Raw genomic sequence first — 16,451 nt, 5'->3', positions numbered from 1 at the left:
CGGCCGTTAGTGTTTTGCCGGGGAACCGTCCAGGAGCCTGGCGACTACCAACAGGACGTGGTGGTCGAGGGCCCGGCGCCCATTGTTCCAGTCTGGTCCCAGCAAGGATTCGATGCGTTCAAGGCGTTGGCGGACCGTATTGGGGTGCACCACCAGCTCCTGGGCCGTTCGGGCAATATTGCGCCCCTCGTCGAGATAGCACAATGCCGTATCGCACAGCTGCGTCCCATTCGACCGGTCGTAGTCAAGTAAAGGACCCAGGCTTCCGCGCAGGGCACTTTGAGTGACCTGTGAATCCGCGTTGGCGAGGAAAATGCCAATGGTTCCCAGAGACTGCCACCCTACGACGTTGCCGGCTTGGGGTAGTGAACGTGCCGCCGTCAGCACGCGTTCGGCCAGGGCGAATCCTGCTCCGATTTCGCTGAGCGCGGCAAGGGGCTCTGAGTGGGCCATGCGCACGCCGCCCCAACGCCGGGCTCCGGGCTTGCCGAGAAAATCGGCGATCCATGCAAAAACCTGCTCCGGAGCACCCAAATACAAGCGGTCATCGAAGTGGCCCCGCAGCAGCTGTTCTCCGAGGTCCACCTCCAAAGCTTCCTCAAAGTCCGTCAACGACCGCAGCGCTCCGTCAACGATGGCGACCCGGAACGGTGAGCCGTCCTCAAGGCCGTAGGCAGCAGCCGATGTTGCTGTGTGCTGCCGCAACCCTTCCGCCGGCGGGCTGATCAGCGTGGCCAGAAGTTCCACACGCTGGCGCTGCCGGTTGTGCCGCGACGCGTCGGAATGTGAAATGAACGTTCCCAGAACCAGCGCAGCGCGCCGGAGAATCGCTTCGTCGTCGGCCGCGGTTTCACCCTCAACGAGCACGCCGCCCAGCGCTTCCCCCTCGATGACTGAGGCCATGACCACCACAGTGGTCCCGTCCTCCAGCGTTGCGGTAACGGGAGCGTTGGTGTGCCGGGACGCGGGGATCAGGGCCCGTGCCGCGTGGAGCTTTTCGCCTCCCACATCACCGGCATCGACGCGGACGGTTAGATCGAGCAGCCGTGCCGGGCGGCCGAGGATCTGGCTGATCCGGGCGGCCAGTCCGGGCAGGCCCTCCGAGGAACTCAGGGCTGCAAAAAGCTCATCGTCTGTGGCCGCCAACCGTTTGAGCCTGGCGATTGAGCTCTCCTTGTCCCGGTTCGCGGTCTCGAGCGATCCCATCGACTCGGTCAGTTCGGCCAGGCGTTCCAGGTTGTCCAGGGCGACGGCGGCCTGGTTAGCCAGGGCCTCCACGGCAAAGATTTGTTCCTCGCTGAACTCATGGGCCCAACGATCTGCCACCATGAGCGCCCCAATGATGTCCCCGCCGATGCGCATAGGCGCGCCCAGCAGCGCTTTGACCCCCTCTTTGGCAACCGCATCGTCAATCTGTTCCAGATGTGCAAGTGAGACAGCCTGCGAATAATCTGAAACCTGGATGGGGCCATCGGCCCGTGCCACGTTGCCAAGGACGCCGGTGCCAAAGGGCATGCGGATGTCCCGGTAGGCCTGGGTCCACACGCCGTCAGTCTCCGTAATTCGCGTTTCCCGCTTTTCTGGATCATTGAGGCTGATGTAGGCCATGTCCGTACCGACGATGGCCCGGGTACGGGTGACGATTTCACGAAGCACATTTCCACCCTCGCGCAGGGACGAGATAGCAGCGGCAGTCTCGGACAAGGCCAGCGTGAGCATCCGCTGCCCGCGTGCGTTGGAGGCCAGTGCGTGCACGGACCGCAGGCTCTCGCGCAGCCGTTGCCCCTGGGCATCTGCCGGGAGAAGGTCCAACCCCGAAAGGAAATCGGAGGACGCCGGGTCCAATGCCTGCTGCAAGAGGCCAGCCAGCAAGTGCATGAAACCCTCCTTGGAATTATCCACATAAAACCGGTTTCAGTATGTCATGAACCTCCATGGCTGCCCGAAGGCTCTCCTGCGAGACTGAACCAGAAACGTTCGCTACATCACACTGATTACCAAAAAGGACAGCAGATGACTCAGCAACTCGACCCTCGGACCGCTGGCAGTGCCACCTGCAGGCAGGGGACGACATGATGAGCTCTCCACTGACAGATCTCCAGGGCGTGACGGTCGCAGCGGCCCCGACCGCAATGACAATCCGCGGTGCCGTCTTGAATTCCACCGGGGCGCAGCCCCCCTATGCGCAGAGTCGGCCCATCACCGTGGACGAACTGACCCTCAGCGGACCAGCACGCGGCGAAGTGCTGGTGCGGATCGAGGCAGCCGGACTGTGCCACTCAGACCTGTCAGTGGTCAACGGTTCACGTCCGCGGCCGCTGCCGATGCTGCTGGGCCACGAGGCAGCAGGAATCGTCGAAGCGGTGGGCCCGGACGTTGACTCCAACCTCATCGGCCAGCGGGTGGTTATGACCTTCCTGCCACGGTGCGGCCAGTGCGAGGCCTGCCTGACCAACGGAAAGCTGCCCTGCTCCGCGGGCAGCAAGAGTAACGAACAGGGAATCCTGCTCAGCGGTTCTTCCCACCTGACGCGCGGCGGCGAAACGGTGGCCCATCACTTGGGCGTCTCCGGCTTCGCCACCCATGCGGTGGTCGATCACCGATCCGTGGTGCCCGTCGGGGCTGACGTGCCGCCAGCGGTCGCTGCACTTCTGGGTTGCGCCGTACTCACCGGGGGCGGGGCCCTTCTCAACGCTGGACGCATCACTGCCGAGTCCACCGTCGCAATCGTCGGCCTTGGCGGAGTGGGCATGGCCGGACTCCTGGCTGCCCTTGCCACTGGCTGCCGACGCGTCATTGCCGTCGACGCCCAGGCCTCCAAGCTTGACCTTGCCCTGCAGTGGGGAGCGAGCGAGGCCTACACCCCGGAGGAAGCCTTGGAACGCTCCGTGGTCGTTGACGTCGTGCTTGAAGCGGCGGGCCATCCCCGCGCCTTTGAAACCGCCTACCAACTGCTGGGCTTAGGCGGAACGCTGGTGACCGTCGGCCTTCCAGCACCAGGTGCCATGTCCTCAATCGAACCGTTGCGACTGACGGCAAAGGCACAATCGATCGTGGGGAGCTACCTCGGATCAGCCGTACCGAAGCGCGACATCCCCGTTTTTGAACAACTATGGCGCGAAGGAAAACTGCCGCTCGAACGGCTTGTCTCCCGGGGGATCAGCCTCGACGACATAAACGAGGGCATGGACGCCCTCGCCTCCGGCAGCGGGATCCGGCAGGTCATCAACTTTGGGACAACGCACGAAGAACGGAAGAACCGATGAGCATCCAGACAACCGACCACGACGTAGTGATCCTCGGCGCAGGGTTCGGCGGCCTGGGCATGGGCGCCCAGCTGAAAGAGGCTGGTATCGAGAACTTCGCCATCTTCGACAAGGGCCCCGGCCTGGGCGGAGTCTGGCGCGAAAACAGCTACCCGGGTGCCGCCTGTGACACCGAAGCCCATCTCTACTGTTACAGCTTCTTCCCCCACTTACGAGTAAGCCGGATGTACGCGGACCGCAACGAGCTGATGGGCTACCTGGAGCGTTTAGCCACCCGATACACACTGGGCCCGCACCTGAATTTCAACACCGAAGTCACCTCCGCCGTATGGGATGGGGCAAACGCGCTCTGGCGCCTGCAGGTTAATGGCTCAGGTGAACACACCGCCCGCGTTTTCATCCCCGCCTGGGGACAGCTGAACACTCCGTTTGTTCCTGCATTTCCCGGCCTGGCCGATTTCCAAGGCGCCGCATTCCACTCTGCGCGTTGGGACCACACTGTCGACTTGACCGGGAAGAAAATTATCAGCATCGGCTCGGCAGCCAGTGCCGTCCAGTACGTGCCCGAGGTGGCCAAGGTCGCCGGATCGCTTGAAGTTTTCCAGCGCAGTGCCAATTGGATCATGCCCCGCAACCAAGTGATCTTCAGCAAAGAACAGCTTGATTCCTTCGAAGAAAATCCGGACACCTTTGAGCAAAGCCGCCGCAACCTGCACGATTTCCGGGAGAACGGGTTCGAACGCACACGCCGTGCCACCGACGCCCAGCGCGCCGGCGTCGCCCAGGCCGTGGCCCATCTCGAGGCGCAGGTGCCGGACCCAGAACTGCGACGCAAACTGACCCCTGACTACGAGTTCGGATGCAAGCGGATCCTCCGCACCGACGACTACTACCCGACCCTGATGGGTGAGAACGTCGAACTAGTCACCCAGGGCATCGATGCCATCGTTCCAGAAGGCATCCGCACCCGTGACGGGCAGATCCATAAAGCGGACGTCATCATTTTCGGCACCGGATTCAGCAGCCAGGCCTTCCAAGGCGATCTGCAGGTCATCGGTGCCTCCGGCGAGGACCTGAAAGAACGCTGGGCTGACGGCGCGGAGGCCCATCTGGGTATGAGCGTCGACGGCTTCCCGAACATGTTCATGATCTACGGGCCGAACACCAACCTGAACCACAATTCGATCATCACCATGCTGGAAATCCAGCAGGCATACATCCTTAAAATCTTGGTGCACCTGCTTACCGCCCCGCAGGCCTCAGTGGAAGTGCGCGGAAGGGTCCTGACCTCGTACAACGCAAGCCTGCAGAACGAGATGGAAGGATCCGCTTTTTCCGCCGACTGCTCCAGCTGGTACAAGAACGCCGCGGGCAAGGTCATCAACAACTGGTCCGGAACAGTGGAGGAATACCGTAGCCTCGCTGGGCACTGGAACCCGGGCGACTACATGCTCTCCGGCGCCGTGCTGCCAGTTCAGGAAACGGCGGGAGTATGAACTCGAAACTCTTGCCGGCGGTCCCGCTGGACGACGTAGCTGTCGACGCAGTGGACCTGATCCGGGCGTTCCGCGACGCCGGAGCGGTCAGTTTTCAAGACCAGCCCCTGGACCAGTCACGGGCTGCCTACGAGGCGGGCTGTGCCGCAAACGGAGTTCCATTAAAAGCCCTGGAACGGGTCGAGGACCTTCACTGCGAGGTCAACGGCGGGTCCATCCTGCTGCGGCACTACCGTCCCGAAGGTAACGATTCGGAGACCGCACGTGCTGTCGTGGTGTACCTCCATGGTGGCGGGTGGGTGATCGGCTCGGTGGAAACGCACGACCGCCTCTGCCGCTACCTGGCCGCGGTCAGCGGACTTGACGTTGTATCCGTCGACTACCGGCTGGCTCCTGAGTACCCGTTCCCGACCCCGCTAGAGGACTGCATAGCAGCCCTGACCTTTGTCAGTGTCCGGGCCGGAGAATATGGCTGGGATCCGCACCGGATCATCGTGGCCGGCGACAGCGCCGGCGGCAACCTTGCCACCGTCTTGGCTTCGGACCCGGGCTGCACCGTAAGCGGAAGCACCATCATCGGCCAGCTGCTCCTCTATCCTGTGGCGAACCTGCTGCACGAGTCGGATTCCTACGCGCGTATCACCGACGGTTTTCCCCTGACCGCAGGCTCAATGCGATGGTTTCGAAGCCTGTACCTGGCAGATCCGCAATTTGCACGCGACCTCCGCGTTTCGCCTGGACTTCGTCAACCCGCCGAACTGGCCGAACACGGCGCTCCGCCAGCATTCGTAGTGACCGTCGGACTAGACCCCCTGGCCGACGAAGGAGTCGAATACGCAGGTCTGCTGGCCCGCGCCGGAGCACCAGTGGAGCACCACCATCTGCCGCGCCACTCCCATGGACTGTTCACCGCAGCCGGAGTAATTCCCACCGGTGCAAGACTGTTGAACCGGGCCGCCAACTGGCTGGTCGAGCTCACCGGCTAGGGGGAGAAGACTAGCTAGCTGGTCTCCCCTACCTCCCCCTCCACGGTCCGCCACTACCTGGACAGCGGCGCCAAGTTCATCCTGGTCAGGGCCGACATCGCGCTTTTAATACGGGGCTTCGAAGCCTCGCTGTCGAATACATACAGGCCGGCGACGGCGAAAACCCCCGCCAGCTACTGAACCCCCCAGCCGTAACATTGAAGGACTTCCCATGACCGTTTCACCCGCCGACTCGTCTGACATTTCTGCAGCCCGGGAGGCTGCACTCATAGCCTCCGTGCCTACCGGCCTGCTCATCGACGGGCAGTGGAGGAACGCGTCCGACGGCGGCACGTTCAACGTATACGACCCCGCTACCGGGGAGGTACTCGCCACTCTCGCCTCCGCTACCAGCGAGGACGCTCTTGCAGCGCTCGACGCCGCGGATAAGGCCCAGTTCGGCTGGGCCCGGACGGCGCCGCGTGAACGCGCCGAGATTCTCCGCCGCGCTTTCGACCTGGTGACTGAACGGGCCGAGGACTTCGCCCTGCTGATGACCCTGGAAATGGGCAAACCGTTGGCCGAAGCCCGCGGCGAGGTCACCTACGGTGCCGAATTCCTGCGCTGGTTCTCCGAAGAGGCAGTCCGGGACTACGGCCGGTACCTCACCACCCCAGAGGGCAAGAACAAAATCCTGGTCCAACACAAACCGGTCGGCCCGTGCCTGCTGATCACGCCCTGGAACTTCCCGCTCGCGATGGCCACCCGGAAAGTGGCCCCCGCCGTAGCCGCGGGCTGCACCATGATCCTCAAACCGGCGAAATTGACGCCGCTGACCTCCCAGCTGTTCGCACAGACCATGCTCGAGGCCGGCCTGCCAGCGGGGGTCTTGAACGTGGTGTCTTCCTCCAGCGCCGCGGGTATCTCCGGTCCTTTGCTGACTGACCCGAGGCTCCGGAAGGTTTCGTTCACCGGATCCACCCCGGTGGGCAAGCGGCTGATGGCCGACGCCGCACACAACGTGTTGCGGACCTCGATGGAGCTGGGCGGGAACGCCCCGTTCATCGTGTTCGAGGACGCGGACCTGGACAAGGCGGTCGAGGGGGCCATGGCGGCGAAGATGCGGAACATGGGCGAAGCCTGCACCGCCGCGAACCGGTTCCTGGTCCAGGAATCCGTCGCCGCCGAATTCACCACAAAGTTCGCCGTCGCGATGGGCGCTCTGGCGATCGGCCGTGGCACCGAACCGGCCGCCCAGGTAGGTCCGCTCATCGATGCCGGCGCCCGGGACGACGTTCACGCCTTGGTGCGCTCCGCCATCGACGCCGGAGCCACCGCCGTGACCGGCGGTTCCCCCGTTGACGGTCCCGGCTACTTCTACCCGCCGACCGTCTTGGCCAACGTACCCAATGACGCGGCGATCCTCCGCCAGGAGATCTTCGGGCCAGTCGCCCCGGTCACCTTGTTCTCCACTGAAGGTGACGCCATCCGTCTCGCCAACGCCAGCGAATATGGCCTCGCCTCCTATCTTTACAGCCGTGACTTCAGCAGGCTCCTGCGCGTGGCCGAGCAGATCGAATTCGGCATGGTCGGCTTTAACGCCGGCGTCATCTCCAACGCAGCCGCCCCCTTCGGCGGCGTCAAACAATCCGGGCTCGGCCGCGAAGGCGGATCCGAAGGCATCGCCGAATACACCACCACCCAATACATCGGCATCGCCGACCCGTACGCGGGCTAACCTGAAGTTGGGATGGCGAGCCCTACTCTATGACTCCAGACCTAGCTCGGCTCCTCGTCACCGCTGGAGCGTGATCAACAAAGCGAACCCAGGCTCACCGGCTCGTTGCTGCCGCGCATTGAAGTGTCACTTGAACCTCGCTATCGTTCAACCGGCGCGTTGCAAGTCGGGTCCGCGAGACGGTAAGAACGGCAAAAGCATGCAGGGCTGCGCTGTCCTGGTTGGTGTGCCTCAGAGCCGGAAGAGCGGCTCGATTTGCACCTGCAGCCGCTTCTGGAGCCTATCCCAGAGGTTCCGGGGTGCGAATTCGCGCACCGGCGTGCGCAGGACCTCGTGGGTGTAGGTGCCGTTGCAGTTCTGCGCGACGATCCGGGTATCAACTTGGGCTACCAGGTGGCCGGCCTTCCGCGCGCTGTCGAGGACGGCCGCGGTCAGTGCGATGATCCTGTCGCCCTGCGTGATGCTCTGGGCGCCCAGCTGACTTCCGGCTTTGAAGCCGTACTGCAGGTAGCTGGTCACGTTCTCCGGATCGGTCGTGTAGAACCTAGCCCGGGCCCGGTAGATTGCGTAGATCCGCTCGATGTAGTCCCAAGCGGAGGTCGCGTCGGCGGCCAGTTCCTTGTCCACATCTTCGATGCCCTGGATCTCTAGGTCCACGCGTTTGCCGATCACCAGAAGCAGCAGCTCGTGCTTGTTGGTGACATAGCGGAACAGTGTTGCTTCCCCGACCCCGGCGAGTTCAGCGATTTCCTTCGTCGTCGCGTGCTCGTAGCCGCGTTCGTTGAAGATCTGCTCCGCTGCGGCGCGAATGTTTCGATAGCGCTCGATCCGCGCTTTCTCCCGCAATCCCAGGGGTGCATCAGGCGGTGTTTCCACCGAAGCCAATGATCTCATCTGCATTAACGTCCCTATCAGCGCATGGATATCAGAGTAGCCATTCTTTGGCCACTGAACTACGAATTCCTAATACACATATCGCCTAATTAAACATCACGATCTGGCGAATGGCCTTGCCGTCCACGAGTTCATCCATCGCCTCATTAATCTTGTCCAGGGTAATCACCGATGATGTCAGCTTTTTGACCGGCAGTCTTCCTTCGCGCCACATCTGCGCGTAGACCGAGATATCACGGCTGGGCACCGCCGATCTAAGATAGGACCCGACGACGGTTCGGGTCTCCGCGGTAAATTCCTTAGGGGGTCGATCGACGACATCGCGCCGGGCGCCGGCAGGCCGACCGTCACGGTGGTTCCGCCGGCGGCCGTAGAGCGGACCGCGGTTTCGAAGGTCCGCGGATGGCCGGCTGCCTCGATGACGACATGGGCATGGATGCCAAGCTCCTCTGCTTCTCCCGAAGAATAAGCTCCCGTGGCCCCCAAGTTTCGTGCCAAGGTCAGTTTCTCCGGGTTTGCGTTGATACCAATGATGCGCGCCGGCGCTGACCATGTTGACGATACGGCGACTGCGGTCGGCGGGGCAGCCATGCCCACTCCCCCGAGCCCGATAGTCATAATGTCCTGTCCGTCCTGGGGCTTGCCTGCCTTGAGGACGGCGCCGCCGCCGGTCAGCCCGGCACAGCCAAGGACCGTCGCGACGGCGGGAGGGAGTCGCTGTCGACCGGGACGACCGAGCGCCGGTTGAGCCGGCGTGGGTTGCGTACCCGGAGACGCCGAGGTGGTGGAGGACTGCCCGCCGTTGCGGGTGAGCCGGTTGCGAACCGACGGCAACGATGATGCCGGCGGCCTCGTGGCCCAGCAGCATGGGCTCCGGCCGGGGACGGTCCCCGTTTACGACCGGCAAGTCGGCATGGCAGACGCCCGCCGCCTCCATTTTGATCAGGACCTTCTGTGGTCTGGGCTCGGCGAGATCGAGTTCCCAGACAGCCATCGGCCGCGACTCGGCACAGGGACGGACGAAACCGACGGTCTCAAGAACCGCACCGGTGATCTTCATGTCGACTCTTTCAAAGGGTTGTGCTTCATATCACTCATATGCTTTTATGAGAGTGTAATCCGCACGGAGTGCACTTTCGATATTTGTCTCGGCTGGAGCGGATCCTAAGACCATGAACGCCGGCTAGCCACATATCGAAGGGATTGGTTTTGAAGATTCATCCAGATGCGAACGAGGGTCTAGTCAGGGTCGGCGGGTTCACCGTACCTTTCCATGACACAGTTGCGCCCTATGATGCCCGGGCCACTGTCGTCCTGATTCATGGAACGGGCGGAAACGCCAAGACCCACTTCCACACCCTGTTTCCGATGCTCGCCGCCAAGTACCGTGTGCTCGCCGTCGACCTCCAGACTCCCCGTGAAGGTCTCAGTCTTGGGACGTTCTCAAGGCAGGTCGCGGGCGTTATCGAGCATTGCGTCCCCGCCCGGTCGGTCCACGTCGTCGGGTATTCACTGGGCGCCCTGGTCGCTGCTGACCTGGCCGCCTCGAACCCTCACACCTTGGCAAGCCTGACTCTGGTCGCGGGCTGGACCAAGGCCGATTCCCAGCAGAGGCTCCGGAACCGGATTTGGATGCGGCTCTTCGAAACGGATCAGGACCTCCTACGGGAATTTGTCACCTGGACCGCCTACGGCCATCCCTTCCTTGCAGGCCGCTCTGAAGCCGATGTCCGAGCCCTCGTCGAAGCCCGCGTCTTCCCGGACGGAATCGCCGAACAGATGAAGCTCAATGCCAACGCCGACCTCTGCGGCAAGCTGGCGAGCATTACCGCCCCGACACTGGTCGTCGCCGGCGCCCATGACCAGATGGTCCCGACCCGCCAGACCAAGTTGCTCTTCGGAGGCATTCCCAATGCCCGCTACGCCGTCATCGACAGCGGGCATGCCATCCCGCAGGAACGCCCCGCCCAGCTTTTCCAGATCATCAACGAGTTCGTGACGGATCCCGGATCCGTCCCTGCCGGTGAAATCCGGGAGCGCATCTTTGTCTAGTTCATCGATACCAGCACATAACAAGACACAATTTGGAGGAATAGTGGCAAGCACTCCACTGGGATATCCGGCACCCGACTCGCCGGTCGACGTCATCATCATTGGGGCCGGCTTCGGCGGTCTCGGCATGGGTACGCAGCTCGCACGCGAAGGCAAGAGCTCGTTCATCGTTCTGGAACGCGCGGAGGAAGTCGGAGGCACCTGGCGCGACAATCACTATCCCGGCGCTGCCTGCGACGTGCCTTCGCACCTATACTCGTTTTCATTCCGTCCCAACCCGGAGTGGTCGCGGATGTTCGCCCCGCAGGAGGAGATCCTCGACTATCTTCGACACGTTGCCCGGGATGAGAATTTTCACGAACGGATTGTTTTCGGCGCCGAGGTGACGAGCGCACGCTGGGATGACGCGGCCGCATTGTGGAACGTCGCCACCCCCAAGGGCGACTTCTCGGCCAAGACCCTAGTAACCGCCGTCGGGCACCTGTCCGAACCAAAGCTGCCGAATATTGATGGATTATCTGACTTCTCGGGGAGTTTGTTCCACTCGGCCGAGTGGGCAGACGAAGTCGATCTGGTGGGCAAGCGGGTCGGCGTCATTGGCTCGGGAGCAACTGCCATCCAGGTCATGCCCGAGGTGGCGAAAATCGCGTCGGAGGTCGTTGTGTTCCAGCGCTCGGCACCTTACGTGACGCCGCGTCCGGACCGCGCCTACAGCGACCAGGAAAAGGGCCTCTTCCGCAAGATGCCCGAAAGCATTCAGGAACTGCGCGAAGAGATGTTCTGGTCCAACGAGGAGCGCTATGCCCAGCGTCGGGGCACACCTACCTTGGTTTCCGCCGCCACCCAGGTAGCTCTGGACCATCTACACCGGCAGATCCAGGATCCGGAACTGCGCCGGAAGCTGACCCCGGACTACATCATCGGTTGCAAGCGCGTTCTGAAATCCAACGACTACTACCCGGCGTTCGTCCAGGAGCACGTCCATCTGGAGACTGACGGCATCGAACGGGTCGAAGGCAACCGGGTCATTACGACGGACGGAGGGAGCCACGAGCTCGATGTGATCGTGGCCTGCACCGGCTTTGAAACCACAGACCTGCCTATCGCCTACCGTATCTTCGGCCGCAATGACCTGCCGTTGAGCGAACGCTGGTCCAACGGCATGCAGGCCTACGCCACGACGGCGGTGCACGGATTCCCGAACCTCTGGATCATAAACGGTCCCAACACCGGCCTGGGACACAACTCCGCGGTCTACATCGCGGAGGCACAGATCGATTACATCATGGCGGCGGTGAACTTCCGCGAGGCGGCCGACTTACCTGCCCTGGAGGTCGCCGAAGAGGCAGAGGAAGCCTTCATGGATCGCGTGGACCGTCTGGCGGAAGGCACCGTATGGCTCGAGGGCGGCTGCCGGAGCTGGTACGTGGACCACCGCAACGGCCGACTGACCACGCTGTGGCCGGAACCGGCCTACACTTTCCGCCAAGTCAACGCGCATTTCGAACCCGAGCCGTATTTGACGAGATCTGAAGACGAAACCGTTGAACAGGTTTTGACCGCGGCTCGCTAGTGCACATCGTTAACGATCCAAGAACGGAAAGCATAATCATGAACGAGCAGCACTACAGAACAACCGTCATCACCGGTGCGGGCGGTGGCATTGGCCGCGGCATCGTGGAGTCGTTCCTAACCAGCGGAGACAGGGTCATCGCGGTGGACGCGTCAGAGACCGCACTAGCCGACCTTGAAGCGACGCTGGATCCACAACAGGATGGATCGATCCTGACAATGTGCTGCGACGTCACCGAACCCCAGGACTGGAAGCGGATCGCCGAGGCCGTCGAAGCCTCACCCGCAGCGCAGGCCGTTCTGGTCAACAACGCCGGCATCTCCCCAAAACGAGACGGCCAGAAGATCCCAGGGGACGAAATATCATTCGATGAATGGAACGCGGTCATGGCCGTGAACCTCACCGGGCCATTTTTGGGCATCCAGGCGCTGGCACCTCACATGAAGACCACTCGATTCGGCCGGATCATTAACATGTCTTCGCTTGCAGGCCGCGACGGCGGCAGACTGGGCGGTGTCCACTACGCGGCCACCAAGACGGGTCTGCTGGGCATTACCCGCTCCTTCGCCCGGGAACTCGCGCCGTTCGGCATCACCGTCAACGCCATCGCCCCCGGACGGATCGGAGTAGGCCTGGTTTCGTCGGTGTCAGATGAGGTCAACCAAAACTATCTGACCCGTATCCCGGTCGGGCGTCTGGGCTATGCCAGCGACGTCGCTCAAGCCGTCCAGTACCTGGCAGCACCCGGCAATGGCTTCGTCACCGGAATTACGGTTGACGTCAACGGCGGATCGTATATGGGATGAACGGGCCCTCTCACGTCTTCAAAATTCCGGGCCGCCCGGGGTCCTCCGGCGCCAGATCGGGCCGCGCTTCCCTACGCGGAAAAGTCGTTCTGATAACCGGAGGCGCCGGCGGCATTGGCGCGGCCACGGCCGAGCGACTGGCTGCCGCGGGAGCGCTTGTGTCGCTCGTCGACCGCGACCAGCAGGCCCTCGAACAAGTCGTGTCTAGGCTCGGCGGGAATCACCTGGCCACGGCAGCGGACGTCACGGACTATACCTCGCTGGAACTCGCGGTGCAGCGAACAGTCGAACACTTCAGCCGGCTGGACATCGTCTTTGCCTGTGCCGGTGTGGGCAGCGCCTCCACTGTCTCCGCCTCCCGTACCGAGGACCTGCTGCGGATCGTGGATGTCAACCTCGGCGGAGTCATCAGGACCGTCAAGGCCACCCTCGAAGAGGTCTCGAAGCACGGCGGCTACTTCCTGCTCATGAGTTCGGCGGCCGCGCTGAAGAACGTGCCGCGCGCAAACGCCTATGCCGCCTCGAAGGCGGGCGTGGAGGCCTTCGGCGGGGCACTGCGGCTGGAAGTCGCCCATAAAGGCGTGAACGTCGGCGTCGCACATCCCACCTGGGTGCGAACGAACATGATTTCGGGTGCATCCACACGGGCCGGGGAGAGCCGCTCCCTGCCATGGCCCTTCAGCATCGTTTCCAGCACGGATACCTGCGCCGATCTCCTAGTCAACGCGATGGCCACCCGCCGCCGTAAGGTTTTCATCCCGCGGAGCCTTGCTCTGATGGACCCGTTACGCTGGCTCTCGACCGGGCCCTTATGGGACAGCTTCATGAAGCCGCGGGCCGCGCTGAGCGTTTCCCGGCTGGAGTCCCACGCGTGCGTAACGGGTGAGTAAATTCACCACAACTAGTTGTGCCATTCGTCATAATCATGTACTACTGAGAGGGCACTCCGTGCGGATTGAACTCTCAACTTCACTTCGACCATCAGAGGATACCTTGAACAAGAATCGACTGCGCCATATCACGGCCGCTGCCGCTGTCGCCGGACTGGTCTTGACCGCCACCGGGTGCTCGGTATCCTCCCGGGCAGCCGAGGGCTACCCCACAAAGCCCGTCACCTTTCTCGTGCCCTACGCCGCTGGCGGCCCGTCTGACACCACGGCCCGCGCGTACAGTTCTTGCCTGGAAAAGCTCCTCGGCGGATCCTTCGTGGTGGAGAACCGGGACAGCGGCGCCGGCGCCGTAGCCATGCAGAAACTGGCCAGCGCGAAACCGGACGGACACACCGTGGGCCTGAGCACCAACGGGCCGCTGGTCCTGAACCCGATGTCCAATGAGTTGTCCTACTCCCAGGCGGACTTCCAAGCCATGGGCACGATGGCCGAGATCCCGACGCTAATCGCGGTACCCAAAGACTCCCCGTACAAGAGCCTCCAAGATCTGTTCGATGCCGCGAAGGCCAATCCCGGACAGATCTCCATTGGGGTCCCCGGCGCCACTAGTTCGTTGGCCATCGAGCTCAAGCGCCTCCAGAAGGACACCGGCATCGAGTTGGCGATGGTGCCTACATCGGGCAGCGCCGAGCTCATTACTAACCTGCTGGGCGGCCACATCGACGCCGGGTTCGTCAACGACCACGTCGACGTCGAAGCCCAGGTGAAGGACGGTGCAATTGTCCCGTTGGCCGCGGCGGGCGACGTGCGTTCCGAAGCCTTTCCCGACGTTCCGACCACGGATGAGGCCGGCTATGACGTCAAGACGACATCGGTCTACGGCCTCTTCGGACCTAAAGGCCTGCCCCAGGATGTCTCCGAGAAGCTCCAGAATGGTGTCGAAACCTGCAGCCAGGATAAGGACGTTATAGCCCAGATCGGCGATCGCTTCGTGCCGGATTCTTTCTTGGACGCAGCGGCGACCACAAAAGTTTTCCAGGACATGCGCGCCCGCTACGAGTCCCTTCTGGCAAAATAAGAACCGACGACCCAACCGTCGCATCCCGTTGAAGATTAGCGCTCTGCGACCCGTCGGCCTTCGACGCCCGCATGTAGTCAACAAGCATGCTGATCCGTGTCACTTATACGTTCGATTATGCGACAACCCAACCGAATCGCTCGAGAAACCAAAATTTGTCACACGACCAGCAACACAATTTAAATGTCGTAAATGATACCTACGTGAGCCATATGACAATGCGCATCCCTGCCTTGGCGAGGCTCTGGCAAGTCACAGAAACGATATTGCGGTGTCCCCACGCGATCGTAACGAAAGAAGGGCGCTAACGCCAACCCAAAACAGTGCCGATAGTGTCCACACTATCGGCCCCGTTATGGCCCGGTGGAAACAGTTGCGCCTTCTATCTCAATGCTCGATCCAATATTTGGTCAGTCCGCTCCGCAGGCCCAAGGACAAAATGGTCCCACCATTTTGGGCGACCGTTGGTCCGTTGGGATGTGACATGCCAAGCGTGGCAGCTGGAGCAGGGATGAATTCCAACGGGGAGCGAATCGCCTCCGCGGGATCGAACTTTGTGCAGCGCTCTGGCGGCGGCGCGGGGTGATGGGTACGGACGCTTAGAACAATCGGTGGTTGGCACAGCAGTGCAATCCATTCCTAGATGGGGTTGGGGCCTGCACTGCAATGGCCAGACAACGCCCGGCGTCGATGCCCGGCTGTCGAGATGAAGCTATCAGATCGGATGGCCGTAAGGCCAGCGCAGGTCCTTTCCGCGGGGCACCGATCCGCCGAGCCTCACGCACTGCTCAAGTTCAGAGGAAAGTGGAGGAAAAAGACCCAGGGTGCGGAGGAAAACGAAGTCTAAGATCTCGCGCGATCCGCGCCCTGCTGGCTTTTGTAAACAGCCCACCAAAGGGCCGTTCGCGAAACTGTTCACGAAACGGCCCCGTTGGAACAAAAAGAAATCGCTCCTGAGGATTCTCAGGAGCGATTTCTTGTTTAAGCGGTGTATGCGTGGGTTTGTGGTGGCGATTCGTCGACCGGGGCCGTGTTGCCGGTGGTTTTTCGTGTTTTGGGGCGCGTTGGATTGTTCGCAATGCGGGGAGGCTTGCCCTCTCGGGCGGTATTGGCGGCGTATGTGGCCGTTTAGGTTCTTCGCGGTGGTCCGCCGGTTTCGTCGGCTTGTGATCGTTTGGGTTTGGTGGGTCGGTCTACACCGGGTGGGTAGGTGTTCGTGTAGGGGTTGTGGAATTCGCGGTCGCGGCGTCGGACGAGCGCGATTGGGGGCTCACCGTTGACCTGCTTTTTCGCGTCGACTTTGATTTTGTCGCTGATGAAGGCGGCGATTTTGCGCAGGTTGAAGTTGGTGAGCAGCATTGTGACAATGATTTGGGCGGCGCCGAAGCCGCGCACGCGGCGGCGGCTGGCGGATTCGATCTGTTCGGTGCCGCCGCTCTTTACCTGGTTGTTGAGGGACTCGATGCTGTTTCGCGCGTGGGTGTGAAACTCGTCCCATTCCTTGGTTCCGTATTCGAATGCTTGGGCGGTGCGGCGGTTGTCGGCAGTGTCGAAGGACACGGAGTGTTGGGTGCAGATTTTGTCCTCGAAGTCCGGGAGATCTTCACGGTCGACTGACCTGCCGCGGATATCTCGGACAGCGGGCCCTCTTAAAATGAGGGATCACTGAAAGTAGAGATCAGCATGACCGCAG

The 16,451-nt window shown here is 62.2% G+C and carries 14 protein-coding genes and 1 pseudogene; 10 read left to right on the top strand and 5 right to left on the bottom strand.

The genetic code is table 11. The features are described 5' to 3' along the window. Nucleotides 1-6: 6 nt before the first annotated feature. Entirely contained in the window at nt 7-1,878 is a 1,872-nt protein-coding gene (locus tag CXY72_RS05445) for a helix-turn-helix domain-containing protein (protein WP_104126683.1), read from the bottom strand. Nucleotides 1,879-2,072: 194 nt separating this feature from the next. Between CXY72_RS05445 and CXY72_RS05440 the strand changes: the two genes are divergently transcribed. The 4 genes from CXY72_RS05440 to CXY72_RS05420 all read left to right on the top strand — a co-directional run bounded on the left by CXY72_RS05440 (nt 2,073) and on the right by CXY72_RS05420 (nt 7,465). Next, on the top strand, nt 2,073-3,266 hold the full coding sequence (locus CXY72_RS05440) for an alcohol dehydrogenase catalytic domain-containing protein (RefSeq protein ID WP_370446214.1): 1,194 nt from the start codon (nt 2,073-2,075) through the stop codon (nt 3,264-3,266). Further along, on the top strand, nt 3,263-4,762 hold the full coding sequence (locus CXY72_RS05435) for an NAD(P)/FAD-dependent oxidoreductase (protein WP_104126682.1): 1,500 nt from the start codon (nt 3,263-3,265) through the stop codon (nt 4,760-4,762). Before CXY72_RS05440 ends, CXY72_RS05435 begins: the two co-directional genes overlap by 4 nt. Continuing rightward, complete coding sequence (locus tag CXY72_RS05430; protein ID WP_104126681.1) at nt 4,759-5,748, top strand: alpha/beta hydrolase; 990 nt, start codon at nt 4,759-4,761, stop codon at nt 5,746-5,748. The genes CXY72_RS05435 and CXY72_RS05430 overlap by 4 nt, the downstream gene beginning before the upstream one ends. 211 nt (nt 5,749-5,959) lie before the next feature. Next, nucleotides 5,960-7,465, top strand: coding sequence for an NAD-dependent succinate-semialdehyde dehydrogenase (locus CXY72_RS05420; RefSeq protein ID WP_104126680.1), 1,506 nt, complete (start codon nt 5,960-5,962; stop codon nt 7,463-7,465). 231 nt (nt 7,466-7,696) lie between these two features. On the opposite strand, the gene CXY72_RS05415 is transcribed toward CXY72_RS05420, so the two are convergent. The 4 genes and pseudogenes from CXY72_RS05415 to CXY72_RS20595 form a co-directional block, all read right to left on the bottom strand. Next, nucleotides 7,697-8,341, bottom strand: a complete 645-nt coding sequence (locus tag CXY72_RS05415) for a TetR/AcrR family transcriptional regulator (protein ID WP_233197668.1) — start codon at nt 8,339-8,341, stop codon at nt 7,697-7,699. Between the two features lie 103 nt (nt 8,342-8,444). Then, nucleotides 8,445-8,606, bottom strand: a complete 162-nt coding sequence (locus CXY72_RS20605) for a hypothetical protein (protein ID WP_370446216.1) — start codon at nt 8,604-8,606, stop codon at nt 8,445-8,447. After that, nucleotides 8,537-8,950 (bottom strand): zinc-binding dehydrogenase, encoded by a 414-nt coding sequence (locus CXY72_RS20600; protein WP_370446215.1) that lies wholly within the window; start codon nt 8,948-8,950, stop codon nt 8,537-8,539. Before CXY72_RS20600 ends, CXY72_RS20605 begins: the two co-directional genes overlap by 70 nt. A 235-nt stretch (nt 8,951-9,185) precedes the next feature. Continuing rightward, nucleotides 9,186-9,353, bottom strand: a pseudogene (locus CXY72_RS20595) (alcohol dehydrogenase catalytic domain-containing protein); the annotation flags it as partial. A gap of 215 nt (nt 9,354-9,568) precedes the next feature. On the opposite strand from CXY72_RS20595, the gene CXY72_RS05405 reads away from it, so the two are divergent. The 6 genes from CXY72_RS05405 to CXY72_RS19200 all read left to right on the top strand — a co-directional run bounded on the left by CXY72_RS05405 (nt 9,569) and on the right by CXY72_RS19200 (nt 16,375). Further along, complete coding sequence (locus CXY72_RS05405) at nt 9,569-10,411, top strand: alpha/beta fold hydrolase (protein WP_158252486.1); 843 nt, start codon at nt 9,569-9,571, stop codon at nt 10,409-10,411. A 43-nt stretch (nt 10,412-10,454) separates the two neighbouring features. After that, on the top strand, nt 10,455-11,984 hold the full coding sequence (locus CXY72_RS05400; RefSeq protein WP_199183964.1) for an NAD(P)/FAD-dependent oxidoreductase: 1,530 nt from the start codon (nt 10,455-10,457) through the stop codon (nt 11,982-11,984). Between the two features lie 38 nt (nt 11,985-12,022). Beyond that, the gene (locus CXY72_RS05395; protein WP_104126677.1) at nt 12,023-12,790 is read left to right on the top strand and encodes an SDR family NAD(P)-dependent oxidoreductase; all 768 of its coding nucleotides are present in this window, start codon (nt 12,023-12,025) and stop codon (nt 12,788-12,790) included. Next, complete coding sequence (locus CXY72_RS05390; protein WP_104126676.1) at nt 12,787-13,680, top strand: SDR family NAD(P)-dependent oxidoreductase; 894 nt, start codon at nt 12,787-12,789, stop codon at nt 13,678-13,680. The genes CXY72_RS05395 and CXY72_RS05390 overlap by 4 nt, the downstream gene beginning before the upstream one ends. A gap of 103 nt (nt 13,681-13,783) precedes the next feature. After that, nucleotides 13,784-14,758 carry a tripartite tricarboxylate transporter substrate binding protein gene (locus CXY72_RS05385; RefSeq protein WP_158252485.1) on the top strand — a complete coding sequence of 325 codons (975 nt, stop codon included), beginning with the start codon at nt 13,784-13,786 and terminating at the stop codon, nt 14,756-14,758. A gap of 1,227 nt (nt 14,759-15,985) precedes the next feature. Beyond that, nucleotides 15,986-16,375: a hypothetical protein gene (locus CXY72_RS19200; protein ID WP_146071071.1), complete on the top strand. Its 390-nt coding sequence runs from the start codon at nt 15,986-15,988 to the stop codon at nt 16,373-16,375. Nucleotides 16,376-16,451: the final 76 nt, after the last annotated feature.

Source organism: Cryobacterium sp. Y57, assembly GCF_002929505.1.
GTDB lineage: Bacteria > Actinomycetota > Actinomycetes > Actinomycetales > Microbacteriaceae > Cryobacterium.
The sequence above is the reverse complement of the archived record's forward strand: the minus strand, read 5'-3'. Positions and strand labels throughout refer to the sequence as shown.

What these genes read in the sequence shown, in the direction of transcription:
- CXY72_RS05390 (WP_104126676.1), top strand. Translation starts at nt 12,787, where the DNA reads ATGAACGGGCCCTCTCACGTCTTCAAAATTCCGGGCCGCCCGGGGTCC.
- CXY72_RS05445 (WP_104126683.1), bottom strand. Translation starts at nt 1,878, where the DNA reads ATGCACTTGCTGGCTGGCCTCTTGCAGCAGGCATTGGACCCGGCGTCC.
- CXY72_RS05430 (WP_104126681.1), top strand. Translation starts at nt 4,759, where the DNA reads ATGAACTCGAAACTCTTGCCGGCGGTCCCGCTGGACGACGTAGCTGTC.
- CXY72_RS20600 (WP_370446215.1), bottom strand. Translation starts at nt 8,950, where the DNA reads ATGGCTGCCCCGCCGACCGCAGTCGCCGTATCGTCAACATGGTCAGCG.
- CXY72_RS05420 (WP_104126680.1), top strand. Translation starts at nt 5,960, where the DNA reads ATGACCGTTTCACCCGCCGACTCGTCTGACATTTCTGCAGCCCGGGAG.
- CXY72_RS05440 (WP_370446214.1), top strand. Translation starts at nt 2,073, where the DNA reads ATGATGAGCTCTCCACTGACAGATCTCCAGGGCGTGACGGTCGCAGCG.
- CXY72_RS05395 (WP_104126677.1), top strand. Translation starts at nt 12,023, where the DNA reads ATGAACGAGCAGCACTACAGAACAACCGTCATCACCGGTGCGGGCGGT.
- CXY72_RS05435 (WP_104126682.1), top strand. Translation starts at nt 3,263, where the DNA reads ATGAGCATCCAGACAACCGACCACGACGTAGTGATCCTCGGCGCAGGG.